Source organism: Streptomyces sp. NPDC031210 (assembly GCF_055570395.1).
On sequence record NZ_JBVIHH010000013.1, the window covers coordinates 236690 to 262704 of the forward strand.

A 26015-nucleotide genomic window follows, 5' to 3' on the forward strand; every position below is an offset into this window, starting at 1 on the left:
GGGAACATGGCCAAGGCAGCGCTCGACACCTTCTCCCCCGCGACCCGCGGCTGGTTCGGCGGGGCGTTCAGCGCGCCCACCGCGGCGCAGGAGGGCGCCTGGCGCGCGATCGGCGAGGGCTCCGACGTCCTCGTGGTGGCGCCGACGGGCTCGGGCAAGACGCTGGCGGCGTTCCTCGCCTCGCTGGACGCGCTGGCCGCCACGCCGCCGCCGGCCGACCCCAAGAAGCGCTGCCGGGTGCTGTACGTCTCGCCGCTGAAGGCCCTCGCCGTCGATGTCGAGCGCAATCTGCGCAGTCCGCTGACGGGCATCCGTCAGGAGTCGGTCCGCCTGGGGCTGCCCGAGCCGGACATCAAGGTGGGCATCCGCTCCGGCGACACCCCGCCCGCCGAGCGCCGGTCGCTCGCCAACCGCCCGCCGGACATCCTCATCACCACCCCCGAGTCGCTGTTCTTGATGCTCACGTCGTCGGCCAGGGAGGCGCTCGCGGGCGTCGAGACGGTGATCCTGGACGAGGTGCACGCCGTCGCGGGCACCAAGCGCGGCGCGCATCTGGCGCTCTCCCTGGAGCGGCTGGACGAACTGCTCCAGCGCCCGGCCCGCCGGATCGGCCTGTCGGCCACGGTGCGGCCGGTGGAGGAGGTCGCCCGCTATCTGTCGCCGCGCCGCCGGGTGGAGATCGTCCAGCCGCCGTCCGGCAAGCGTTTCGACCTCTCGGTGGTCGTCCCCGTGGAGGACATGGGCGAGCTGGGCGGCTCCCCCGTCCAGGAGGGCGACACCGGGGAGAAGCCCTCCATCTGGCCACAGGTCGAGGAGAAGATCGCCGACCTGGTCCAGGCGCACCGCTCCACCATCGTCTTCGCCAACTCCCGCCGCCTGGCCGAGCGGCTGTGCAACCGCCTCAACGAAATCGCCTACGAGCGCGCCACGGGCACCGCGCCGGACGCGCACGACTCCGCCGCGCCCTTGCCCGAGGCGCACTCCCCCGCGGAGCTGATGGCCCAGTCCGGGGCCGCCAAGGGAGCGCCGCCGCTCCTGGCCCGTGCCCACCACGGTTCGGTCTCCAAGGAGCAGCGCGCCCAGGTGGAGGAGGACCTCAAGGCCGGCCGGCTGCCCGCCGTGGTCGCCACCTCCAGTCTGGAGCTGGGCATCGACATGGGCGCGGTCGATCTGGTCGTCCAGGTCGAGTCGCCGCCGTCGGTGGCTTCCGGGCTCCAGCGGGTGGGGCGGGCCGGCCACCAGGTCGGCGCGGTCTCCACGGGCATCGTCTTCCCCAAGTACCGCGGCGATCTGGTGCAGGCAGCCGTCGTCACCGAGCGGATGCGCTCGGGCGCCATCGAGGCGCTGCGGGTGCCGGCCAATCCGCTGGACGTCCTCGCCCAGCAGATCGTCGCGATGGCCGCGATGGACACCTGGGACGTCGAGGAGCTCCTGGGCGTGGTGCGCCGGGCCGCTCCGTTCGCCGCGCTCCCGGAGTCGGCGTACACCGCCGTGCTGGACATGCTCGCCGGGCGCTACCCCTCCGACGCCTTCGCCGAGCTGCGGCCGCGCCTGGTGTGGGACCGCGTCGCCCGGACCGTCACGGGCCGTCCCGGGGCGCAGCGGCTGGCCGTCACCTCCGGTGGCACGATCCCCGACCGCGGCCTGTTCGGTGTCTTCCTGGCGGGCGGCGACACCGGCAAGGGCGGCGGCGGCCGCCGGGTCGGGGAGCTGGACGAGGAGATGGTCTACGAATCCCGTGTGGGCGATGTCTTCACGCTCGGTACGACGTCGTGGCGCATCGAGGACATCACGCGCGACCGGGTGCTCGTCACGCCCGCCCCCGGGGTACCGGGCCGGCTGCCGTTCTGGAAAGGCGACCAGTTGGGCCGCCCCCTGGAGCTGGGCCGGGCGCTCGGCGCCTTCCTGCGCGAAGTGGGCTCGCTCGGCGCCGAGGAGGCCCGCGCCCGGCTGTCCGCCGCCGGACTGGACGACTGGGCGACCGCCAACGTCCTGAGCTATCTCGCCGAGCAGCGGCAGGCGTGCGGCCATGTCCCCGATGACCGCACGATCGTCGTCGAGCGGTTCCGTGACGAGCTCGGCGACTGGCGGGTGGTCATCCACTCCCCCTTCGGCGCGCAGGTCCACGCCCCCTGGGCGCTGGCCCTCGGCGCCCGCCTGGCCGAGCGCTACGGCATGGACGCCCAGGTGATGCACGCCGACGACGGCATCGTGCTGCGCCTGCCCGACGCCGACCTGATGGGCCTGGACCTGCTCGACGGCGACGGCGGCTTCGGCCCGGCCGCCGGCCCCGGCCCGGGTGCCCGGGGCGCGGAGTTCGATCCGGAGCAGTCCCCGGTGGGGGCCGCCGATGTCGCCTTCGACCAGGGGGAGGTCGACCAGCTCGTCACCGACCAGGTCGGCGGCAGCGCGCTGTTCGCCTCCCGCTTCCGCGAATGCGCCGCCCGCGCCCTGCTGCTGCCGCGGCGCAGCCCCGGCAAGCGCACCCCGCTGTGGCAGCAGCGCCAGCGCGCCTCCCAACTCCTCCAGGTCGCCTCCGAGTTCGGGTCCTTCCCCATCGTGCTGGAGGCTGTGCGCGAATGCCTCCAGGACGTCTTCGACGTGCCGGGCCTGACGGAGCTGATGGGCGACATCGAGGCCCGCCGGGTCCGCCTCGTGGAGGTCACCACCCCCGAGCCGTCCCCGTTCGCCCGGTCGCTGCTGTTCGGCTACGTCGCCCAGTTCCTGTACGAGGGCGACTCCCCGCTGGCCGAGCGCCGCGCCGCCGCCCTCTCCCTTGATTCCCGGCTGCTCGCCGAGCTGCTGGGCCAGGCCGAACTACGCGAACTCCTCGACGCGGAGGTCCTGGCCGAGCTGGAGCGGGAGTTGCAGTGGCGGACGGAGGACCGCCGCGCCAAGGACGCCGAGGGCGTCGCCGACCTGCTGCGGCTGCTCGGGCCGCTGACCGGCGCGGAGCTGGCCGAGCGCGGCGCGGATCCGGCGTGGCCGCGGGAGCTGGCCGCGGCCCGCCGCGCCATCACGGTGCGGATCGCCGGCGCCGACCACTGGGCGGCCGTCGAGGACGCCGGCCGGCTCCGCGACGCCCTGGGCACGGCCCTGCCCGTCGGCGTCCCGGAGTCGTTCACGGAGCCGGTCAAGGACCCGCTCGGCGACCTGCTCTCCCGCTTCGCCCGCACCCACGGTCCTTTCACCTCCGAGCAGGCGGCCGCCCGCTTCGGCCTGGGCACGGCCGTCACCGACGGCGCCCTGCACCGCCTGGCCGCCGCCGGCCGCATCGTCCAGGGCGAGTTCCACCCGGCCGGCATCGGCCAGGAGTGGTGCGACGCACAGGTGCTGCGCCGACTGCGGCGCCGCTCGCTGGCCGCGCTGCGCGAGGAGCTGGAGCCGGTGCCGCCCGCCGCCCTCGCCGCCTTCCTGCCCCAGTGGCAGCACGTCGGCGCTCCCCGTCCGGCTTCCGGCGGTGCGGGCCAGGCGCCGCGCGGCGGTTCGTACGGCCTGCGCGGCATCGACGGTCTGGTCCGCGCCGTCGAGCAGCTCCAGGGCGCTCCGGTGCCCGCCTCGGCGCTGGAGAAGCTGGTGCTGCCGTCCCGCGTCGCCGACTACTCCCCCGCGATGCTGGACGAACTCACCGCCACCGGTGAGGTGGTGTGGGCCGGCGCCGGCGCCCTGCCCGGCAAGGACGGCTGGCTCTCGCTCCATCTCGCCGACACCGCGCCCCTGTTGCTCCAGCCCCCGCTGCCCCTGGAACTCACCGCGCTCCACGAATCCGTCCTGACCGTCCTCGCCCCCGGATACGGCCTGTTCTTCCGCCAGATCGCCGACCAGGTCCGCGCCACCACCCACCCCGAGGCCACCGATCCCCAACTCGCCGACGTCCTGTGGGATCTGGCCTGGTCGGGCCGGCTGACCAACGACACCCTGGCCCCCTTGCGGGCCCTGCTCGGCTCGGGCCGTACGGCCGGCTCGACCGCCCACCGTGCCCGGCGTGCCGTCCCCCGTGGCAGGTATGGCTCGCTGACCGCCGCCGCGGGCCGTACGGGCCGCCCCACCGCGTCGCGCTCCGGCCCGCCGACGGTGGGCGGCCGCTGGTCCCTGCTGCCCGCCCTGGAAACGGACGCCACCCACCGCGCGCACGCCCTGGCCCGCGCCCTCCTGGACCGGCACGGCATCGTGACCCGTGGCGCGGTGGCCGCCGAAGGGGTCGAGGGCGGCTTCTCCGCCGCGTACCGGGTCCTGGCCGTCTTCGAGGAGTCCGGGCAGGCCCGCCGCGGCTACGTCGTCGAGGGGCTGGGCGCCGCCCAGTTCGCGATGGACGGCGCGGTCGACCGGCTGCGCGCGGTCAGCACCCAGCGCGAACGCACCGCCGGTGGCGCCCCGCCGGACGGCGTGCCCGGGCAGCCTGGCCGCGGTGGCCCGCCGCGCACCGTCGTCCTGGCCGCCGCCGACCCGGCCAACGCCTACGGGGCCGCCCTGCCCTGGCCCGATCCCCCCGAAGGATCGACCCACAAACCCGGCCGCAAGGCGGGCTCCCTGGTGGTCCTGGTCGACGGCGAACTGGCGCTCTACATGGAGCGGGGCGGCAAGACGCTGCTGGTCTGGCCGCTGGCCCGCGACCCGGAGGCGCACGCCACCGACAGCCGTCTCCGGGAGGCCGTCGCCGCACTCACCGACGCGGCCCGCGCGGGCGCCCTGGGGACCATCACGACCGAACGCATCAACGGCGCCGCGGCCCTCACCTCCCCGTACGCCCCGCTGCTGGAATCCGCCGGCTTCCACCCCACGCCACGGGGGATGCGGCTGCGGGGGTGAGGCGAGGGGCGGGAGCCGCGCAGGCGTACGGGGCGGGACCACCCGCCGCGTCGGCCCTGGGTCACCCCTGCGCCGCAGCGGCCCGGCGGCCCCACAGCCCGGCATCACGGCATCCCGGCATCCCGGCATCCCGGCATCCCGGCATCCCGGGATCCCGGGATCCCGGGATCCCGGGATCCCGGCATGATGGTTCCATGCCCGAAGGTGACACGGTCTGGCGCCTGGCCCGGCGTCTCCACGACGCGCTGGCCGGTCAGGTGCTGACCCGCTCCGACCTGCGCGTTCCCCAACTGGCGACGGTCGACCTGACCGGCCGCGCGGTGCTGGAGGTGGTGTCCCGCGGCAAGCACCTCCTCACCCGCGTCGAGGGCGGCCTCACGCTCCACTCCCACCTGCGGATGGACGGCGCCTGGAAGATCTACGGGCCGGCCGAACGCTGGCGCGGCGGGCCGGCCCACCAGATCAGGGCGGTGCTCTCCACCGCCGAGCACACCGCCGTCGGCTACCGCCTCCCCGTCCTGGACCTGCTGCGCACCGCCGATGAGCAGCGGGTCGTCGGCCACGTGGGGCCGGATCCGCTCGGCCCCGACTGGGACGCGGACGAGGCCCTGCGACGGCTGCTCGCCACCCCCGGGCGCCCGCTGGGCGAGGCGCTGCTCGACCAGCGCAATCTCGCCGGCATCGGCAACGTCTACACATGCGAGCTGTGCTTCCTGCTCGGCGCCTCCCCCTGGCTCCCCGTCGGCCGGCTCCGCGACCCCGCGCGTGCCCCGGCGCTCGCCAAGAAGCTCCTCGAAGCCAACCGCGGCCGTCCGGCACGGATCACGACGCCGAGCGCCCGCCCCGATCGCCGGCTGTGGGTCTACGGCCGCGCGGGCCGCCCCTGTCTGCGCTGCGGCACCACGGTGCGCGGCGAGGAGCGGGGCCCGGCCTCGGACGAACGCGTCACCTACTGGTGCCCGGCCTGCCAGCCCGATTGCCCACCTGACCCCGCAGATTGATCCCCCGGCTCGCCCGCACCCCGCCCCCGCCCCGCGCCCCTCCTCACCGACGAACCCACGACCCGACGGCCTCCACTGGGCCGCGTGGGTGTACCCGAGGATCTCGCCCGCGCCGCCACCGCCCCGCGTCGGCCGCCCCAGCCTTCACGACCGGACCTTCGTGACCGAGCCTTCATGACCGAGCCCTCATGACCGGACCTTCGTGACCGAGCCTTCATGACCGAGCCCTCATGACGGAGCCCTCATGACCGGCCGGATTCTCCATCCGAAGGACCGCGTCGCCATATCGGAGCGAGCACCGCCCGCCCTCCCCCTCGTAGCGCCCCGTACACCCCGTACGCCCCGCCGCGACCGCTCCCGCCCGTCCACGGCACGCAGTGCACCGGCAGCAGGCTCAGCCCCCAGCCACCCGCCGCCACCGCCCCCTCGACCACCCCCGCCGTGTGCGGCCAGAAGGCCAGCCGGAGCACGGCCCACCACCACAGCCCTCCGACGAGGGCCACGGCTATCCAGCGTCCGGGCACGAGGCGCGGTCGCCGCCCGGGCATCGGTCCGCGGACCGGGACCCGTCCGGCGCCACGCACCGTGAAGTCACGCCACACCATTGGCTGCCTCCTCCGGCCGACGCTAGACAAGCCCCCACCCCCACGCCAGAGCGCGCCGGGGCACGCGCGGCGCGCGCCGGGCGCTCACACGCCCCGGCGGCGCCGGCAGCCTTATCAGTGAGGGGCGCACCGCTGGGCGCCCCCGGCCGTACCGCCGCTCAGTGGGACTCGGCCTGGAACATCCAGTGATGCTTTTCCAGGTCGCGGGTCAGGCCGATGAGGATGTCCTGCGTGACCGGGTCCGGCTCCGCGGTGGCGGTGATCCGCTCCCGCATCCGCTCGATGACCGCGGCCAGCCCCGTCACCAGCGTCCGCACCGCGTCCCCGTCCTTGATCCAGCCGTCCGACACCTCGCTGACGCCGCTCGTCTTGGCGATCGTCACGGCCCGTCCGTCCGGCGGCACGCCGATCGCCGACGCCCGCTCGGCGACGGTGTCCGCGTACTGCCGCGCGGTGTCCACGACCTCGTCGAGCTGGAGGTGGACGGAGCGAAAGCGCGGACCGACGACGTTCCAGTGGACCTGCTTGGCCACGAGGGAGAGATCCACCAGGTCGACGAGGGCTCCTTGCAGGGCGTCTCCGACCGTGTTCCGGTCGGCGTCGGACAGTGTGCTCTTGACCCCAGTCATCCACATACTCCTTTTCAGGCGAATGTTCCGATTTGCTCATCGTACAAATGATTAATTCGTTGTGAGCGGATCGGGCGGTCCGGTCGTGCGCGTACCCGGCGCCCACGGGGCGCACACACGGCACGGAGCCCCGGCCGGCTGCTGCCGACCGGGGCTCCGGACAAGGAGGAAAGAGGCGTCAGGCCGCGACGACATCCACGACGTCTGCCGGGGACTTGATGGTCACGCGGTCCTCCGGCATACCGGCCAGGGACGTGACGGACACCGAATTGAGCTTCGGCCGCACCGGTGCCGGCACCGGGTCGCTGGCGGCCGCGGACCGTGCCAGCTCGGCGAGCGCGAGTTCGTCGCTCACCTCTCGCATGAGCTCGGACATGCGCACATCCAACGCGTCACAGATCGCCGAGAGCAGTTCGGAGGAAGCCTCCTTCTGCCCCCTCTCGACCTCGGACAAATAGCCGAGCGAAACCCGGGCGGAGGAAGAGACCTCGCGCAGGGTTCGGCCCTGGCGCTGACGCTGTCGGCGCAGCACGTCACCCAGCAGGCGACGAAGCAGAATCATCGCTGGCTCCCTCCTCGGACCTCGGATCCGGATCCTTCTCGCCCCACCGTACCGCCTCGGGCCGCACCAGTGCCGGGCGCGAGTTCGTGTTCACTCAGGGCTGCAAACATCCATTCCCCCCGTGTTGTTCCGTATCCTGTGCCCGCGAATTCTCTGTCAATTCGCGCAACAACAAGACGATCACGGCCTCGACGCTGTCCCGGCGGATCCGGTCACGATCCCCCTCCAGCGCCAGCCTGCGCACCACCGCGGCGCCCTCCGGTCCCTGGACCGCCACGAAAACGGTGCCCACCGGCTGCCCGTCCTGGGGCTCGGGGCCGGCGACCCCGGTGGTGGCCAGGCCCCAGTCGGCGCCCAGAATCCGCCGCACACCGTCAGCCATCTGGCGGGCCACCTCGGCGTCCACCGCCCCGCGCTCGGCGAGGAGCGCGCCGTCCACGCCCAGGACCTGGCGTTTGAGCTCGGTGGCGTAGGCCGTCACCGACCCGCGCACCACCCGCGAGGCCCCGGGGACGGCGGTCAGCGCGCCGGAAACCAGCCCGCCCGTGAGCGATTCGGCCACCGCCAGGCTCTGTCCGCGCCGGGCGAGCAGTTCCAGCGCCCCGGCCGCCGCAGAACCCGGCCCGGTCACCGCGCCGCGTCCCGCTCGGCTCGCGCGGCGGCCAGCCCGGCGCGGCGCAGCACCACGGCCTGCCGTACGTAATCCAGCCCGGTGGCCACGGTCAGCGCCACCGCCACGGCCATCACCCACCAGCGGAACGTCGCCAGCGGTCCGGACAGCACCAGGACGTACATGCCCACCGCGGTGCCCTGCGCCAATGTCTTGATCTTGCCGCCACGACTGGCCGGAATCACTCCGTGCTTGATCACCCAGAACCGCATCAGGGTGATGCCCAGCTCGCGGAAGAGGATCAGGCCCGTCACCCACCAGGGCAGATCGCCCAGCAATGACAGGCAGATCAGCGCCGCGCCCATGATCGCCTTGTCCGCGATCGGGTCGGCGATCTTGCCGAAGTCCGTGACCAGGTTGTACGCGCGCGCCAGATGGCCGTCGAAGACGTCGGTGATCATGGCGACGGCGAAGGCGGCCCAGGCGAAGGCCCGCCAGGCCGGGTCGGTCCCGTCGTCGTGCATGAGCAGCATCACGAAGGCGGGCACCAGCAGCAGCCGCATCATCGTCAGGACGTTGGCGATGTTCCACAGCCCGGCCTGCCGGACGACCGGCGCCGGGCGCGGCCCACCGGTTGCGGAAGCCGGGACTCCGGTCATCTGCCCGCCTCCTCGGTACCCGCCGTGCCATCCACCGACAGCACCTCGGCCACGAGGTCCACACCCTCGCTCGCGGCCACCTTCGCTTCGACCATACGTCCGGGCGCCAGGTCCAGGGAGGTCGAGAGGAGCGTCACGCCGTCGGTCTCCGGCGCCTGGTGCGCGGCCCGCCCGACGACGCCGTCCTCCTCGTCGATCCGGTCGACCAGCACCCGTACGCTCTCGCCGACCCGTTCCTCGGCGCGCTGCGCGGTCAGCTCCTCGGCCAGCCGGGACACCCGCGCCAGCCGCTCGGCGACCACGTCCGGGTCGACCTTGTCCTCGTAGGACGCGGCCTCGGTGCCGTCCTCGTCGGAGTAGCCGAAGACGCCGACGGCGTCCAGCCGCGCCTCGGTGATGAAGCGCTCCAGCTCCTGGAGATCGCTCTCGCTCTCGCCGGGGAAGCCGACGATGAAGTTCGAGCGCGCGCCGGCCTCGGGCGCCTTCGTGCGGATCTGGTCGAGCAGCTCCAGGAAGCGGTCGGTGTCACCGAAGCGCCGCATCGCGCGCAGGACGCCGGGCGCGGAATGCTGGAAGGACAGGTCGAAGTAGGGGGCGACCTTCTCCGTGCCGGTCAGGACGTCGATCAGACCGGGCCGCATCTCGGCGGGCTGGAGGTAGCTGACCCGGATGCGCTCGATGCCGTCGACGGCCGCCAGCTCCGGCAGCAGCGTCTCCAGCAGGCGGATGTCGCCGAGGTCCTTGCCGTAGGAGGTGTTGTTCTCCGAGACCAGCATGACCTCCTTGACGCCCTGCTCGGCCAGCCAGCGGGTCTCGCCGAGCACGTCGGAGGGCCGGCGGGAGATGAAGGAGCCGCGGAAGGACGGGATGGCGCAGAAGGAGCAGCGCCGGTCGCAGCCGGAGGCGAGCTTGACCGAGGCCACCGGGCTGCTGCCGAGCCTGCGGCGCAGCGGGGCACGCGGTCCGGAGGCGGGCGCGACACCCTCGGGCAGGTCCTCGGGCGGGGTGTCCTGGGCATGGCCGGGCAGTGCGACCTCGGCGGCGCCCTGGCGCTCGGCCGGGCTGATCGGCAACAGTCGGCGGCGGTCGCGCGGGGTGTGGGAGGCGTGGATGCCGCCGTTGAGGATGGTCTGCAGGCGGTCGGAGATGTCGCTGTAGTCGTCGAAGCCGAGCACGCCATCGGCCTCGGGCAGCGCCTCGGCGAGTTCCTTGCCGTAGCGCTCGGCCATACAGCCGACGGCGACCACGGCCTGGGTCCTGCCGTGGTCCTTCAGATCGTTGGCTTCGAGCAGGGCGTCGACGGAGTCCTTCTTGGCGGCTTCGACGAATCCACAGGTGTTGACGACGGCGACATCGGCATCGGCGGCTTCCTCGACGAGCTCCCAGCCGTCCGCTGCCAAGCGGCCTGCGAGCTCCTCCGAGTCCACCTCGTTACGGGCGCAGCCGAGAGTGACAAGGGCGACGGTACGGCGTTCGGGCATGAGGCTCAGCCTACTTCGTCCCGACCGTCCCCATGGCGCGCAGGTCTGGGCCACCGGCCCGGGGGCCACCCCCGACCGGCGGCGGGCGGGCCGGCGTCCGGTGCCTCAGCCCGCCTGCGGGTCCCCTGGGGTGTAGCTGAGCCGCTCGACCGATCCCTTGTCGCCGACCCGCTTGACCTCCTTGCCGTTGACGTAGAGCTGTACGGCGCCGGCATTGCCGAGGACCAGGTCGATCCGCTTCGTGTCGGTGATCGTCTTGGACTCGCCCTGCTTGAGCAGGCCGTCTTCCAGGAGCTTGCCGTTGGCGTCCTTGGCGTTGACCCAGCTCTGGCCGTCGCGGGCGGTCACCTTGATCGTGACCTTGTCCTTGGGCAGCCCGGCGATGGCGCTGTCGGAGGGCTCGGGGGGAAGCGGGGGCCGGGTGGTGGAGGCGGGGTGCTTGGGAGTCGGTGCGGGCTTCTGGGCGCTGTCGCCGGACGCGATGGGCCCGCCGCCGCTCTTGCCGTCGCCGGAGAAGAGCGTGAAGCCGACGAAACCGACGATGGCGACGATCGCGGCGACCATGGCGGCGGTCCAGTTGGGCCGGCGGGGCTCCGAGCGGATCCGCTCGGCCTCGAAGAGCGGCGCCGCGGGGGTGGGCGCGGGCCGACCGCCGTGCGCCGCGTCGTACCGCTCGATCAGTTCTTCCGGATCGAGGCCGACGGCGCGGGCGAGCGAACGGAGATGTCCCCGGGCGTACACGTCGCCGCCGCAGCGCGAGAAGTCGTCCTCCTCGATCGCATGCACGATGGGAATGCGCACCCGGGTGGTCGCGCTGACCTCTTCCACGGTCAGCCGTGCGTCGATACGGGCCTGCTGGAGGGCGCGACCGACGGAAGGCCGGTCGTCTTCGGGGGAGTTGCCGATGGACACGGGGGCGCCTTTCGAGCGTGTAACCACCTGCTGGAGGTTCAGTCTAGGGGTGGAGCGAAAGGGTCGGGCAAGCCGGGGAGCGGAGTTTGTACGCCATCAGAACCCCCGCGGACGATGCCGCCGGCTCCGGTGATGAAGCATCGTTCCCTCACCTCCCTCAACTTGACGTATCGGCAGGAGAAACGGTTGCTTTCCGTCCCGTACGAGTCACCCGGACGGGTGTGCTACTTACTAGCCTCCCCCCGGATCACGGCGAGCACTCCGTCCAATTCCTCCGGTTTCACCAACACATCGCGCGCTTTGGAACCCTCGGTCGGTCCGACGATGTTCCGCGATTCCATCAGGTCCATCAGCCGTCCGGCCTTGGCGAAGCCCACCCGCAGCTTGCGCTGGAGCATCGACGTCGACCCGAACTGGGTGGAGACCACCAGCTCGGCCGCCTGGCAGAGCAGATCGAGGTCATCGCCGATGTCCTCATCGATCTCCTTCTTCTGCGCCGTGCCGACCGTGACGTCCTCGCGGAAGACGGGGGCCATCTGATCCTTGCAGTGCTGCACGACGGCCGCGACCTCGGCCTCCGTCACGAAAGCGCCCTGCATACGGACCGGCTTGTTCGCCCCCATCGGCAGGAACAGCCCGTCGCCCTTGCCGATCAGCTTCTCCGCGCCCGGCTGGTCGAGGATGACCCGGCTGTCGGCGAGCGAGGAGGTGGCGAAGGCGAGCCGGGAGGGCACATTGGCCTTGATCAGGCCGGTGACCACGTCGACGGACGGACGCTGGGTGGCGAGCACCAGGTGGATGCCGGCCGCGCGGGCGAGCTGCGTGATCCGGACGATGGAGTCCTCCACGTCCCGCGGCGCGACCATCATCAGGTCGGCCAGCTCGTCCACGATGACCAGCAGATACGGATAGGGAGTCAGTTCCCGCTCGCTGCCCTCGGGTGAGGTGACCTTGCCGCCGCGCACCGCCGCGTTGAAGTCGTCGATGTGCCGGAAGCCGTACGCCGCGAGGTCGTCGTAGCGCAGGTCCATCTCGCGCACCACCCACTGCAGAGCCTCCGCGGCCCGCTTGGGGTTGGTGATGATGGGGGTGATGAGGTGCGGGATGCCTTCGTAGGCGGTCAGTTCCACCCGTTTGGGGTCGACCAGCACCATCCGCACGTCCTCGGGAGTGGCGCGGACCATGACGGAGGTGATCAGGCAGTTGATGCAGGAGGACTTGCCCGAGCCGGTGGCGCCGGCCACCAGGACGTGCGGCATCTTCGTCATGTTGGCCATGACGTAGCCGCCCTCGACGTCCTTGCCGAGGGCCACCAGCATCGGGTGCTCGTCCCCGGCGGCGTCGGCCAGCCGGAGGACGTCCCCGAGGTTGACCATTTCCCGGTCGGTGTTGGGGATCTCGATGCCGACCGCGGACTTGCCCGGGATGGGGCTGATGATGCGGACGTCCGGGCTGGCCACGGCGTAGGCGATGTTCTTGGCCAGCGCGGTGATCTTCTCGACCTTCACCGCCGGACCGAGCTCGACCTCGTAACGGGTGACCGTCGGGCCGCGGGTGAAGCCGGTGACCGCCGCGTCGACCTTGAACTCCTGGAAGACCGTCGTCAGCGCGGCCACTATGGCGTCGTTCGCGGCGCTGCGGGTCTTGCCCGGCCCGCCCCGGGCGAGCAGCTCCAGGGACGGCAGCGCGTAGGTGATGTCGCCGGAGAGCTGGAGCTGCTCGGCGCGCGCCGGCAGATCGGTGGACGGCTCGGGCGGCGCCTTGGTGAAGTCCGGGACGGCCGGGGTGTCCTCCGCCCCGGATCCGGCCCCGGCTCCGGCCCCGGCTCCGGCCCGGTCCGGTTCCGCGCCACGGGCCGGCGGCACCGAGCCGCTCTCCGCCGTGTCCCCGGGCCCGTTCTCCCGCCGCTCGCCCGAGACTCCGCTGCTCAGTCCGGCGATGAGCGGGGAGGGCTGGACGCCGTGCAGTACGGCGCCGTCGAGCGCGGCGGCGGCCGCGGCGGCCACGTCCACCGCGTCCATCCGCCGGTCCATGGCGGGCTGCCCGGACGCCCGGCGCGGGCGGCGGCGGCGCTTGGCCAGCGCCTCTTCCTCCACCGCGTCGGGGTCGGTGGGGCCCGCCGCCTCGACGGCGCGCCGCCGCTTGCGCGCCGGCTGCTCGCGCCACTCCTCGCCGTAGTCCTCCCACTCCTCGCCGTACGGCCCGCTCTCCACAGGCACCGGCTCCACCACGCCCAGCCTGACGCCGAGCGCCCGCAGCCGCTGCGGGATGGCGTTCACCGGTGTCGCGGTGACCACCAGCAGCCCGAAGACGGTCAGCAGCACCAGCAGCGCCACGGCGAGGGTCTGCCCGACGGTGAAGATCAGCGGCTTGGACGCGACCCAGCCGACGTAGCCGCCGGCGTCCTGCATCGCCGCGATGCCGTCGTCCCGGCCCGGCGAGCCGCAGGCCATCGCGACCTGCCCGAGCACGCCGACGACCAGCGCGGACAGCCCGATGATGATCCGGCCGTTGGCCTCGGGCCGCTCGGGGTGACGGATCAGGCGTACCGCGATACCGCCGACGAGGACCGGCACGACCAGGTCGAGCCGGCCGAAGGCGCCGGTCACCAGCAGTTCGACGAGTTCGCCGACCGGGCCGCTGAGGTTGGACCAGGTGCCGGCCGCGATGACAAGCGCGAGGCCCAGCAGCAGCAGCGCGAGGCCGTCCTTGCGGTGCGCCGGGTCGAGGTTCTTCGCGCCGCGGCCCATGCCCCGGAACACCGCCCCGACGGCGTGCGCCAGGCCCAGCCAGCACGCCCGCACCAGGCGGTAGACGCCCCCGGTGGGGGACGGCGCCGGTTTGGGCGCGGCCTTCTTGACGGCCGCTTTCCTCGCGGGGGCCTTCTTCGCGGGGGCCTTCTTCGCCGGTGGCTTCCTGGCGGGCGTCGGCTTCTTCGCGGCGGCCTTCTTCGCGGCGCCCCCGGACTGTCCGGCGCGCTGCTTGGAGGGGCCCGCCGTGCTCTGGGTTCCCTTGCCGGACGTACGTGAGGCCATGGTGAGGAGATTACAGCGGAGGGCGCGCGGGAGACGAGCGCACGGCGCTTCACCCATTCGTGTCGCGCGCCCGCCTCATGAGCGGGCGTCAGTCAGCCCGAGCCGCTTCCCGACCCCGGCTCCAGCGCGTCCAGCGCCCTGCGCAGGCCGGTCAGTTTGCGCTCCAGATGGGCCGCGGTGGCCACCGCGGCGGCGTCCGCCGACTCGTCCAACTGCTTGGACAGCGCCTCGGCCTGCTCCTCGACCGCGGCCAGCCGCGCCGACAGCTCCGCCAGCAGCCCCGCGGACTCCTTCGCCTCGCTCGCGCTCGGCCGCCCGCCCTCGAGCTGCAGCCTCAGCAAAGAGGCCTGCTCGCGCAGTTGGCAGTTCTTCATGTACAGCTCGACGAAGACCGACACCTTCGCGCGCAGCACCCACGGGTCGAACGGCTTGGAGATGTAGTCCACCGCGCCCGCGGCGTACCCGCGGAAGGTGTGGTGCGGGCCGTGGTTGATGGCCGTCAGGAAGATGATCGGGATGTCGCGGGTCCGCTCCCGCCGCTTGATGTGCGCCGCGGTCTCGAAACCGTCCATCCCCGGCATCTGCACATCGAGCAGAATCACCGCGAAGTCGTCCGTGAGCAGTGCTTTGAGCGCTTCCTCCCCGGACGATGCCCGCACCAGTGTCTGATCGAGCGCGGAGAGGATCGCCTCCAGCGCCAGCAGATTCTCCGGCCGGTCATCGACCAGGAGGATCTTGGCCTTCTGCACCATGGCCCGTCCTCCTCGCCCCGGCATGGAACCGGACGCCGCCCCAGGGGACGACTCCGTCACGCCGCCCGTCCTTGTGCCGGTCATGGTAGCCGCACCCCGCCTGTCGCCACACCCTGTCACCGCGATGTCACTGTGCACGTAGCACAAACGCAGCGAGAGACCAGAAGGTTCCCCGGATCCCACGCCTCCACACGTCCACGGCGACACTGAGTCAGCACGCGATGATCCCCTTTCGGCTCCATAGTGGACGCCCCGTCACTCCGCGCGCATCCATTGCTCCATGACCGACAGCAGATGATCGGTATCCACCGGCTTGGTCACATAGTCCGACGCCCCGGAGTCGATGCTCTTCTCCCGGTCGCCCTTCATCGCCTTCGCCGTCAGCGCGATGATGGGCAGCCCGGCGAACTGCGGCATCCGGCGGATCGCCGCCGTGGTCGCGTAGCCGTCCATCTCCGGCATCATGATGTCCATCAGCACCAGGACCACATCGTCGTGCTGTTCGAGCACCTCGATGCCCTCCCGGCCGTTCTCCGCGTACAGCACGGACAGGCCGTGCTGCTCCAGGACGCTGGTGAGCGCGAAGACGTTGCGGATGTCGTCGTCGACGATCAGCACCTTCTCACCGTGGAAGCCGCCCCCCGCGCCCGGCGCGACCAGATCCTGGCCGTTGCCGATCCACGGTTCCGGCGCCTGCTGCTGCGTCGTGGCGTGCGCCGGCTGCCGGGAGACCTGCGGCTGCGGCGCCGGCGCGGACCGGCCGGGCAGCGCGAAGCGGCGCGGCGCGCCCGAAATCCCGCGGCGGCGCCGCCGGTTGAGGCTGCCGCCCGACCCCTGCTCGTCGCCCTGTGCGGCCTCCTCCTCGGCCGCCTGTCGCCCGGCCTCCGTCTCGCGCGCCTCCGCGTCCATGGCCAGCCCGCCGGCCACGAGCTGCGGATAGCCCTGCGGCGGCAGCCCGCCGGGGTTGTGCGGCAGGTACAGCGTGAAGGTGGAGCCGCGGCCGGGCTCGCTGGCGGCGTGGATCTCGCCGCCCAGCAGCCGGGCGATCTCCCGGCTGATGGACAGGCCCAGGCCCGTACCGCCGTACTTGCGGCTGGTCGTGCCGTCCGCCTGCTTGAACGCCTCGAAGATGACCCGCATCTTGCTGGACGCGATCCCGATGCCGGTGTCGGTCACCGAGAAGGCGATCATGTCGGCGTCCGGGTCGCGCAGCGAACCGTGCTCCAGTAGCTGCTCGCGGATCGCCACCGGCACATCCGCGCCGGCCGGTCGGATGACCAGCTCGACGGCGCCGCTGTCGGTGAACTTCACCGCGTTCGACAGCAGGTTGCGCAGCACCTGCAGCAGCCGCTGCTCGTCGGTGTGCAGCGTCGCGGGAAGCTCCGGGGAGACCCGTACGGAGAAGTCGAGACCCTTCTCCGCGGTCAGCGGCCGGAACGTCGCCTCGACATAGTCGACGAGCTGGACCAGCGCGATCCGTGTCGGGCTGACGTCCATCTTGCCCGCCTCGACCTTCGACAGGTCGAGGATGTCGTTGATGAGCTGAAGCAGGTCGGAGCCCGCGCCGTGGATCGTTTCGGCGAACTCCACCTGCTTCGGGGAGAGGTTCCCCTCGGCGTTGTCGGCCAGCAACTTGGCCAGGATCAGCAGCGAGTTGAGCGGGGTGCGCAGCTCGTGCGACATGTTCGCCAAGAACTCCGACTTGTAGCGCATGGAGACCGCGAGCTGCTCGGCGCGCTCCTCCAGGACCTGGCGCGCCTCCTCGATCTCGGTGTTCTTCACCTCGATGTCCCGGTTCTGCGCGCGCAGTTGCTCGGCCTTCTCCTCCAGCTCGGAGTTGGACAGCTCCAGCGCCTTCTGCCGGCTCTCCAACTCGGCCGAGCGCTCCCGCAGTTGCTCGGTCAGCTCCTGCGACTGCTTGAGCAGCACCTCGGTCTTGGTGTTGACCGAGATGGTGTTGACGCTGGTCGCGATCATCTCGGCGATCTGGCTGAGGAAGTCCTTCTGGATCTGGGTGAACGGCTGGAAGGACGCCAGCTCGATCACGCCGAGCACCTTGTCCTCGAACAGCACCGGCAGCACGATCACGTTCGCCGGCGGCGCCTCGCCGAGCCCGGAGGCGATCTTGAGATAGCCGGAGGGGACGTTCTCCACCAAGATGGTGCGCCCCTCCTCGGCGGCCGTGCCGATCAGCGTCTCGCCCGGCCGGAACGTCGTCGGCATCCCGCCCATGGAGTAGCCGTAGGAGCCCATCAGCCGCAGCTCGTACTCGCCCGACTCGCCGCCGTCCGCGCCGATCTCCTGGCTGTCGGGCTGGGCGGCGAGGAAGAACGCGCCGTGCTGCGCCGACACCGCCGGCGACAGCTCGCTCATGATCAGCGTCGCGACGTCCTTGAGGTCGCGGCGGCCCTGCATCAGACCGGAGATCCGGGCCAGGTTGCCCTTGAGCCAGTCCTGCTCCTCGTTGGCGAGGGTGGTCTCGCGGAGCGTGGAGATCATGGTGTTGACGTTGTCCTGGAGCTCCAGGATCTCGCCGGCCGCGTCCACGTCGATGCGGACGTTGTGGTCGCCGAGGGTGACCGCCGCGGCGACCGCGGCGATGGCACGCACCTGACGGGTCAGGTTGCCCGCCATCTCGTTCACCGATTCGGTCAGGTCCTTCCAGGTGCCGGCCACGCCCCGCACCTGCGCCTGCCCGCCGAGCTGGCCTTCCGTGCCCACCTCGCGGGCCACTCTGGTGACCTGCTCGGCGAAGGACGAGAGCTGGTCGACCATGGTGTTGATGGTGGTCTTCAGCGCGAGGATCTCGCCGCGCGCGTCGATGTCGATCTTCTTGGTCAGATCGCCCTTGGCGATGGCGGTGGTGACCATGGCGATGTTGCGGACCTGGCCGGTGAGGTTGTTGGCCATGGAGTTCACCGACTCCGTCAGGTCCTTCCACGTGCCGGCGACACCGGGGACGCGGGCCTGGCCGCCCAGGATGCCGTCGGTGCCCACCTCACGGGCCACCCGGGTGACCTCGTCGGCGAACGACGACAGGGTCGTGACCATGGTGTTGACCGTGTCGGCGAGCTGCGCGACCTCGCCGCGCGCCTCGACCGTGACCTTCTTCGTCAGGTCTCCGTTGGCGACCGCCGCCGAGACCTGGGAGATGTTGCGCACCTGGATGGTCAGGTTGTTGGCCATCAGGTTCACGTTGTCGCTCAGGTCCAGCCAGATGCCGGTGGCGCCCGGCACCCGCGCCTGACCGCCGAGCTGCCCCTCGGTGCCCACCTCGCGGGCCACCCGCGTCACCTGCTCGGCGAACGAGGAGAGCTGGTCGACCATCGTGTTGACGGTCGTGACGAGTTCGAGGATCTCGCCCTTGGCGTCGACGGTGATCTTCTTGGACAGGTCGCCGCGGGCCACCGCGGTGGTCACCTCGGCGATGTTGCGGACCTGGGACGTCAGGTTGTTCGCCATGAAGTTGACGGACTGGGTGAGGTCCTTCCACGTGCCGCTGACGCCCTGCACCTCGGCCTGACCGCCCAGGATGCCCTCGGTGCCCACCTCGCGGGCGACCCGGGTGACCTGCTCCGCGAAGGAGGACAACTGGTCGACCATGGTGTTGAGGGTGTTCTTCAGCTCCAGGATCTCGCCCCGGGCGTCGACGTCGATCTTCTGCGACAGGTCACCGCGCGCGACCGCCGTGGCGACCTGCGCGATGTTGCGGACCTGAGCGGTGAGGTTGCCGGCCATGCCGTTCACGGAATCGGTCAGATCCCGCCAGACTCCCGCCACGCCCGGCACCTGCGCCTGGCCGCCGAGCCGGCCGTCCGTACCGACCTCCCGGGCGACCCGGGTGACCTGCTCGGCGAACGCGGAGAGCTGGTCGACCATCGTGTTGATGGTGTTCTTCAGCTCCAGGATCTCGCCGCGCGCGTCCACGTCGATCTTCTGCGACAGGTCACCCCGCGCCACCGCGGTGGTCACCTGGGCGATCTGGCGCACCTGGGACGTCAGGTTCCCCGCCATGAAGTTGACGGAGTCCGTGAGCTCCTTCCAGGTGCCGCTGACGCCGTCGACACGCGCCTGGCCGCCCAGCCGGCCCTCCGTGCCCACGTCCCTGGCCATGCGGGTGACCTGGTCCGCGAACGAGGAGAGCTGGTCGACCATCGTGTTCACGGTGTTCTTGAGCTGGAGCATCTCGCCGGAGACGTCGACGGTGACCTTCTGCGACAGGTCACCGTTGGCGACCGCCGTGGTCACCTGCGCGATGTTGCGCACCTGGCCGGTCAGGTTGCGGAAGGCGGTGTTCACGGAGTCCGTGAGGTCCTTCCAAGTCCCCGCGGCGCCCGGCACCGCCGCCTGGCCGCCCAGCTCACCCTCGACGCCGATCTCCCGCGCCACCCGGGTCACCTCGGCGCCGAACGAGGAGAGCTGGCCCACCATCGTGTTGACGGTGTTCTTCAGCTCCAGCATCTCGCCGGCGACGTCCACGGTGACGGTCTGCGACAGGTCACCGTTGGCCACCGCCGTGGTCACCTGCGCGATGTCGCGCACCTGCGCGGTGAGGTTGCGGAAGGCGGTGTTCACCGAGTCGGTGAGGTCCTTCCACGTACCGGCCGCGCCCGGCACCTGCGCCTGACCGCCGAGCTGGCCCTCGGCGCCGACCTCGCTCGCCACCCGCGTCACTTCGTCCGCGAAGGTACGCAGCGTCTCGGTCATGGTGTTGATCGTGTCGGCGAGCTGCGCGACCTCGCCGCGCGCGCTGACGGTGACCTTCTGCGACAGATCGCCGCTCGCGACGGCGGTCGTGACCTGAGCGATCCCGCGCACCTGGGCCGTGAGGTTTCCGGCCATGAGATTGACCGAATCCGTCAGGTCTTTCCACACCCCGGCGACACCGGGGACCTGCGCCTGCCCGCCCAGCTCGCCTTCCGTACCCACCTCGCGGGCGACCCTGGTCACCTCGGAGGCGAACGAGGAGAGCTGGTCCACCATCGTGTTGACGGTGTTCTTCAGCTCCAGCATCTCGCCGGCGACGTGAACCGTCACCTTCCGGGACAGATCGCCCTTAGCGACCGCCGTGGTGACGAGAGCAATGTCACGCACCTGGGCGGTGAGCCGCGACGCCATCGTGTTGACGGATTCCGTGAGGTCTTTCCACGACCCGGACATTCCGCGCACCCGCGCCTGACCGCCGAGCTTGCCCTCCGTACCGACCTCGCTGGCCACTCTCGTGACCTCGTCGGTGAACGCCGACAACTGGTCGACCAGGCCGTTGACCGTACGGCCGACCTTGAGGAACTCCCCTCTCAGCGGATGCTCCGAAGAGCTGTCCGAACTGCGCGAACGCAGGTCCATCCGCTGTTCCAGGTCACCCTCGGACACCGCCGACAGCACCCGCCCCACCTCGGAGACGGGCCGTACCAGGTCGTCCACCAGGGCGTTCGAGGCGTCGATGGCCGCCGCCCAGGAACCCTCGCAGGCCCCGACCTCCAGCCGTTCCGTGAGCTTTCCCTCACGTCCCACGACCCTGCGCACCCGGGCCAGCTCGCCCGTCAGGTGCAGATTGCGGTCCGCCACCTCATTGAACACCGCCGCGATCTCCGACATGACGCCGTCGCCGGAAACCGTCAACCGCTTGCGGAAGTTCCCGTCACGCATCGCGACAAGAGCGACCATCAGCCGATTCAGGGCAGCCGTATCCACCTCGGTCGTCCCGTTGCTCCGGGAACGTCCGCCTTTCGCGCGCGTGCTCGTGCCCCGCGCCGCTGCGCCAGACTCCACCGTGTCCCTCCCGCAGGGTCGACCGTTCTACCCGGGCTTTTCGTTCATGCCTGCCCAGTGTTTCACCATGGCCCAACCAGGCCATAACAGTTCGGCAGCATCGCACACCGTCCCGGTGCACGATTGGGGCGGAAACACACGTGACCGGCATCCGCAGGCGCGGCGAAGGTAAGTAACCTGGCATACGGCTGTCCACCCGCCCCGGCCGACCAGCACGGGCGGTGGTGAGCACAACAGGTATTCGGAGGGGCGCCGCGACATGGGGGAGCAGATCACCGACACACGCATGAGGAGACCAGTGATCACCGCGCGGGCCGCCGCCACCTTCGAGCCGGTCGGGCGCTCCGTCGCCACTGCCCGTGCGTTCGTCCGTGACACCCTCCAGGGCTGGGGTTGCAGCGACATCGTCGACGACGCCGTCGTCCTGACGAGTGAGCTGGTCACCAACGCCGTGGTGCACGCCGGCACGGCCGCCGACGTCCTGTGCCTGCGCACCGACGGCGGCGTCCGCATCTCCGTCGCCGACCGCTATCCCGAACGCGAGATCCCGCTCCAGAACGCCGGGCAGACCATCGCCCACCCCGACCGCGAGGGCGGTCGCGGCCTGCTCCTGTGCGGCGCGCTGGCCTCCCGCTGGGGCGTGGAGTACACCCCGGCCCAAAAACACGTCTGGTTCCAGCTCGACCTCCCCGAGCGCCCCGCCGGCACCCGCTCCGCGGGCCCGGCCCTGCCCGTCGCCTCCCTGCCGCTGACCGACAGCCGCGTCCGCGTCGCCGTGATCCAGATCGACCGCGGCGGCTGCGTCAGCTTCTGGAACGACGACGCCCGCGACCTCTTCGCCTTCGAGCCCGAGCAGGTCATCGGCAAACCCCTCACCGACTTCGCCGCCTGGCCGCACACCCCCGGCACCGGCACCGGCATCGCCGAGGCGCTCCAGCTCTCCCGCTGGGAGGGCTCCTACGGCATAAGGGGCGCCGACGGCCGGGTCGTCCCCGTCTACGCCTCCCACCTGCGCGTCCGCGACGCCGACGGCGAGGCCTCCACCGTCTGCCTCCTGGTCCGCGACCACGAACGCGCGATCTTGCAGAGCCCCCCGCGCACCCCCGCACCGGACGCCGCCTCCCAGCCCGAGGGCCGCCCGTCCGACCCCTTCGAGGTCTTCATCGGCTCCCCCGCCCCCGACGACCTCGACGGCCTGCTCCAGCGCACCGTCGAACGCGCCCGCGACATGCTCGACGGCGACGCCGCCTACCTCCTGCTGGCCACCGACGACGAAACCGAGCTGGAGGTCCGCGCCTCGACGGGCCTGCCCTCCGCCCGCCAGCGGTTCGCCCGCGTCCCCGTCGAAGCCGGCTCCGGCCGCTACGGCTCCGCCCGGATGCCCGCCGTCCACGAAGACCTCACCGCGGTCCCCGGCGCCGTCCCCCTCCTCAGCGGCACGGGCATGCGCTCCGTCGTCACCGTCCCGCTCAAGGTCGAGGGCCGGCTGACCGGCTCCCTCGGCGTCGCCGCGGAAGCCCCCGGCCGCTACACCAACGAAGAGGCCCTGCGTCTGCAGTTCGCCGCCGACCGCATCGCCCTCGCCGTCGAACGCGCCCGCCTGACCGAACTCGAACGCCTGCGCCGCGGCTCCCTGTCCTTCCTCGTCGAAGCATCCGACCTCCTGGCCGGCACCCTCGACCGCGACCAGACCCTGGCCCTGATGGCCCAGATGACCGTTCCCACCCTCGCCACCTGGTGCGCCGTCTACACCGTCGCCGACCAGACCTCCGACCCCGAGCTGTCCTACGTCCTCCATGAGGACGAGGACCGCATCGACGGCCTCAAGACCCTCCTGATGAAGGTCGACCCGCCCGAGCCGGTCCCCACCCCCGGCGCCCGCATCTGGACCGCGCCCACCGACGCCGCCCACGACGCCGCCCTGCGCACCTCCCTGCGCAGCCTGGGCCTGGGCAACTCCGCCCGCCCCTCAACCGGCCCCGGCGCCACCCTGGCGACCGCCTCCGCCGTCGGCGGCGAAACCGTCGTGCTGCCCCTCGTCGCCCGCAACCGCGTCATCGGCATGCTCACGCTCGGCAAGCCCACCGAGGAACACTTCCGCCAGGAGATCCTCGAACTCGCCGAGGACCTCTCCCGCCGGGCCGCCCTCGCCCTGGACAACGCCCGCCTCTACTCCGAGCGCACGGCCATCAGCCAGTCCCTCCAGCGCAGCCTGCTGCCGCCCGAGCTGCCCGAGATCCCCGGCGTCGAGGTCGAGGTCATCTACCGCGCGGCCGGCGAGGGCAACGAGGTCGGCGGCGACTTCTACGACCTCTTCCCGATCCGCGACGGCGCCTACGGCTTCGCCATCGGCGACGTCTGCGGCACGGGCCCGGAAGCCGCCGCCGTCACGGGCCTGGCCCGGCACGCCCTGCGCCTGCTCGCCCGCGAGGGCTTCAGCGGCCCCGCCGTCCTCGAACGCCTCAATGCCGCCATCCTCGACGAGGGCGCCCGCAGCCGCTTCCTGACCCTCCTGTACGGCGAACTCTGGCCGCAGAGCGACGGCAGCGCGGTCCTCAAAGTCGTCTGCGCCGGCCACCCCCTGCCGCTGCGCCTGCGCCAGGACGGCTCCGTCGAACCGGCCGCCGAACCCCAGCCCCTCCTCGGCGTCATGGACGACCTCGAACTGTACGAACAGACCGTCACCCTCGACCCGGGCGATGTCCTGCTGTGCGTCACCGACGGCGTCACCGAGCGCCGCGAGGGCACCCGCATGCTCGGCGACGACGGCCTCACCGACGTCCTCACCACCTGTACGGGCCTGACGGCCGGCGCCGTCGCCGCCCGCGTCCTGCGCGCCGTGGAACGCTTCGCCGCCGAACCGGCCTCCGACGACATGGCCATCCTCGCCATGCGCGTCCCCGAGTTCCAGGCCGACTGACACCCGGCGGACGCATCGAGACTGTGGGCCGGGTCACACGCCCCGGCCCCTTCCTCCGCACCACCAGCGTCCTTGCGTCCGGCGCACACCACCCCTGCCCACCACGCACTGGAGTCACCGTCAACACCCGCGCACCATACGGGCCATGACTCCCCATACCGCGCGCCCGCCGGGCGACATGCTGGCAGTCGTCAGCCAGACCGGACCCACCGTCACCTTCTTCGACGCGGCCACCCACCACCGCCTCGACGTCCTCGACCTTCCCCCGCAGCCCCACGAACTGTGCTTCGACCCGGACCGCCGGCTGCTGTACTGCGCCAGCACCTACCGCTCCGGTTTCTACAACGCCCACCAGGGCCGGGCCCACACCCTCACCGTCATCGACGTCGACACCCGCACGATCGTCACCACCCTCGACCTCTCCCCCGACCACGCCCCGCACGGCCTGGCCCTCGACCGCCGCCGCGCCCGCCTGTACGTCAGCGTCGAGGCCACCGCCACCGCACCGGGCGGCGTCGTCATCCTTGACACCCGCACCCACGAACGCCTCGGCCGCATCCCCACCATGGCGCCCGGCCCGCACTGGTTCGTCCTCTCCCCCGACGGCCGGCGCGGCTACGCCAGCAACAAGGAAGCCCCGTTCGTCTCGGTCGTCGACCTCGAACGCGAGGTCTTCAACGGCCGGATCGACGTACCCGGCAGCGAGGGCCTGGACATCTCCCGCGACGGCGCCCACCTCTACGTCGCCACTCCCAAGGCCGACTTCAGCCACCCGGCACCGGCGCACACCTGCGTCCAGGTCATCGACACCGCCACCGCCGAGGTCGTCCGCACCCTCCCCACCCGGGGACAGGTCATGCCCGTCCATGTCACCGCCACCGGCGCCGTCCTCGCCGGCGAGCTGCGCACGGGAAGCGCCCCGGACGGGCCGCTCGGCCCCCAACTCCCCGGCGTCCTGACCGTCTTCGCCCCCGGCACCCTCGAACCGGTCGGCCAGGTGGAGGTCGGCCGTTTCCCCCTCACCCTCACCTCCTCGCCCGACGGCCGCCTCGCCTATGTCTCCGGCAACATCTCCAGTACCGTCACCGTCGTCGATCTGACGGAACTGCGCCCCCTCGCCACACTCGACGTCGACCGCGCCGACATTTCCGGAGCGCACGGACTGGCCTATATCGAAGCCGCCCGCGACTGACCCACCGCCAATTCCCGGAAACGACAAAGGCCCCCGCCGAAGCGGGGGCCTTTGTCTGCTGAGCCCCAATACGGAATCGAACCGTAGACCTTCTCCTTACCATGGAGACGCTCTGCCGACTGAGCTATTGGGGCGCGGTCAACGGGATAGATCATACCTGAACTCCGCAGCACGTTCGAACCACCCACCGGCTCAGAACGCCGGCTGCAGCAATCCACCCAGCGCATTGCAGGCACCGACCATCTTGTGGACCTCCCGCCGTGACAACTCCGCGCGCACGGGCAGCGCCAGCGTCTCGTCGACGGCCCGCTCCGTGGTCGGCAGGAAGACATCGCGCCGCAGCCCCGGCATCCGGTAGACCGGCGCCTGTACGGGCACCCGGCAGGCCACGCCCCTGGCCCGCAGCGCCCGCGCGAACGCGTCCCGATCCGGCCGCCCGTTGCCCGGTACCCGCACCACGTACTGCTCGTAGGTGTGCCCGGCCGCCGGCGCCGGTATCCGCACGCCGCTGAGCCGGCCATCGAGGTACGCGGCATGCTCCCGGCGCCGCTCGACGCCCAGCCGCTCCGCCCCCGGCTCCTCCTCCATCAGCACCAACAGCCCGTGCCGCTGACCTATCTCCCGGAGCCAGCCCGCATCGGCCCGCCGCCCGAAGCGGTGTACGGCGACGACCGCGGCGGTCCGGCCGGTCACCACGTCCGAGACGGCGGCCGGGTCGAGGCAGTAGCTGTCGGCGTCCACATCGGCGAAGACCGGCACCGCGCCCAACCGCACCACCGCCTCGGCCACTTCGGCATTCCCGTAGGCCGGCACGACGACTTCGTCGCCTGCTCGCACACCGGCCGACCTGAGTGTTCCCACTGTGCCCATACCGCGGATCCTGGCCACACCACATGAACGCGGCGTTACACCGACCACGCGAAAAACGGAACAAAAAAGCTCCGGTCCCTGAACCAAAAGGTTCAGGGACCGGAGCTGAAGAATTGTTCGGCGGCGTCCTACTCTCCCACAGGGTCCCCCCTGCAGTACCATCGGCGCTGAAAGGCTTAGCTTCCGGGTTCGAAATGTAACCGGGC

15 protein-coding genes, 1 tRNA gene and 1 rRNA gene are annotated in these 26015 nt (G+C 71.8%); 4 read left to right on the forward strand and 13 right to left on the reverse strand.

What is annotated here, in order from left to right:
* The first annotated feature begins 6 nt into the window (after positions 1-6).
* Positions 7-4809 carry a DEAD/DEAH box helicase gene (locus ACZ45Z_RS24035; protein WP_468365901.1) on the forward strand — a complete coding sequence of 1601 codons (4803 nt, stop codon included), beginning with the start codon at positions 7-9 and terminating at the stop codon, positions 4807-4809.
* A 194-nt stretch (positions 4810-5003) separates the two neighbouring features.
* Positions 5004-5810 (forward strand): Fpg/Nei family DNA glycosylase, encoded by an 807-nt coding sequence (locus ACZ45Z_RS24040; protein WP_468365904.1) that lies wholly within the window; start codon positions 5004-5006, stop codon positions 5808-5810.
* Positions 5811-6052: 242 nt separating this feature from the next.
* On the opposite strand, the gene ACZ45Z_RS24045 is transcribed toward ACZ45Z_RS24040, so the two are convergent.
* The 10 genes from ACZ45Z_RS24045 to ACZ45Z_RS24090 all read right to left on the reverse strand — a co-directional run bounded on the left by ACZ45Z_RS24045 (position 6053) and on the right by ACZ45Z_RS24090 (position 20827).
* The gene (locus tag ACZ45Z_RS24045; RefSeq protein WP_468365961.1) at positions 6053-6358 is read right to left on the reverse strand and encodes a hypothetical protein; all 306 of its coding nucleotides are present in this window, start codon (positions 6356-6358) and stop codon (positions 6053-6055) included.
* A gap of 215 nt (positions 6359-6573) precedes the next feature.
* The gene (locus ACZ45Z_RS24050) at positions 6574-7044 is read right to left on the reverse strand and encodes a Dps family protein (RefSeq protein WP_468365906.1); all 471 of its coding nucleotides are present in this window, start codon (positions 7042-7044) and stop codon (positions 6574-6576) included.
* A gap of 178 nt (positions 7045-7222) precedes the next feature.
* On the reverse strand, positions 7223-7606 hold the full coding sequence (locus ACZ45Z_RS24055) for a helix-turn-helix domain-containing protein (RefSeq protein ID WP_468365909.1): 384 nt from the start codon (positions 7604-7606) through the stop codon (positions 7223-7225).
* Positions 7607-7700: 94 nt separating this feature from the next.
* Positions 7701-8237, reverse strand: coding sequence for a CinA family protein (locus ACZ45Z_RS24060; protein WP_468365911.1), 537 nt, complete (start codon positions 8235-8237; stop codon positions 7701-7703).
* Complete coding sequence (gene pgsA, locus ACZ45Z_RS24065) at positions 8234-8875, reverse strand: CDP-diacylglycerol--glycerol-3-phosphate 3-phosphatidyltransferase (protein ID WP_468365914.1); 642 nt, start codon at positions 8873-8875, stop codon at positions 8234-8236. Before pgsA ends, ACZ45Z_RS24060 begins: the two co-directional genes overlap by 4 nt.
* Positions 8872-10356, reverse strand: coding sequence for a 30S ribosomal protein S12 methylthiotransferase RimO (gene rimO, locus ACZ45Z_RS24070; protein WP_468365917.1), 1485 nt, complete (start codon positions 10354-10356; stop codon positions 8872-8874). The genes pgsA and rimO overlap by 4 nt, the downstream gene beginning before the upstream one ends.
* Before the next feature lie 105 nt (positions 10357-10461).
* Positions 10462-11268 (reverse strand): helix-turn-helix domain-containing protein, encoded by an 807-nt coding sequence (locus ACZ45Z_RS24075; protein ID WP_468365919.1) that lies wholly within the window; start codon positions 11266-11268, stop codon positions 10462-10464.
* Positions 11269-11492: 224 nt separating this feature from the next.
* The gene (locus ACZ45Z_RS24080; RefSeq protein ID WP_468365922.1) at positions 11493-14303 is read right to left on the reverse strand and encodes a DNA translocase FtsK; all 2811 of its coding nucleotides are present in this window, start codon (positions 14301-14303) and stop codon (positions 11493-11495) included.
* Between the two features lie 92 nt (positions 14304-14395).
* On the reverse strand, positions 14396-15055 hold the full coding sequence (locus ACZ45Z_RS24085; protein WP_468365925.1) for a response regulator: 660 nt from the start codon (positions 15053-15055) through the stop codon (positions 14396-14398).
* Positions 15056-15310: 255 nt separating this feature from the next.
* Positions 15311-20827, reverse strand: a complete 5517-nt coding sequence (locus ACZ45Z_RS24090; protein WP_468365927.1) for a HAMP domain-containing protein — start codon at positions 20825-20827, stop codon at positions 15311-15313.
* Between the two features lie 259 nt (positions 20828-21086).
* Between ACZ45Z_RS24090 and ACZ45Z_RS24095 the strand changes: the two genes are divergently transcribed.
* The gene (locus ACZ45Z_RS24095) at positions 21087-23747 is read left to right on the forward strand and encodes a SpoIIE family protein phosphatase (protein ID WP_468365929.1); all 2661 of its coding nucleotides are present in this window, start codon (positions 21087-21089) and stop codon (positions 23745-23747) included.
* Between the two features lie 145 nt (positions 23748-23892).
* Complete coding sequence (locus ACZ45Z_RS24100; protein ID WP_468365932.1) at positions 23893-24939, forward strand: YncE family protein; 1047 nt, start codon at positions 23893-23895, stop codon at positions 24937-24939.
* A gap of 61 nt (positions 24940-25000) precedes the next feature.
* Here ACZ45Z_RS24100 and ACZ45Z_RS24105 read toward each other — a convergent pair.
* The 3 genes from ACZ45Z_RS24105 to rrf all read right to left on the reverse strand — a co-directional run.
* Positions 25001-25073, reverse strand: a tRNA-Thr gene (locus tag ACZ45Z_RS24105).
* Between the two features lie 58 nt (positions 25074-25131).
* Positions 25132-25809 (reverse strand): DegT/DnrJ/EryC1/StrS family aminotransferase, encoded by a 678-nt coding sequence (locus ACZ45Z_RS24110; RefSeq protein WP_468365935.1) that lies wholly within the window; start codon positions 25807-25809, stop codon positions 25132-25134.
* A gap of 115 nt (positions 25810-25924) precedes the next feature.
* Positions 25925-26015 (reverse strand): 5S ribosomal RNA (gene rrf, locus ACZ45Z_RS24115); the annotation flags it as partial.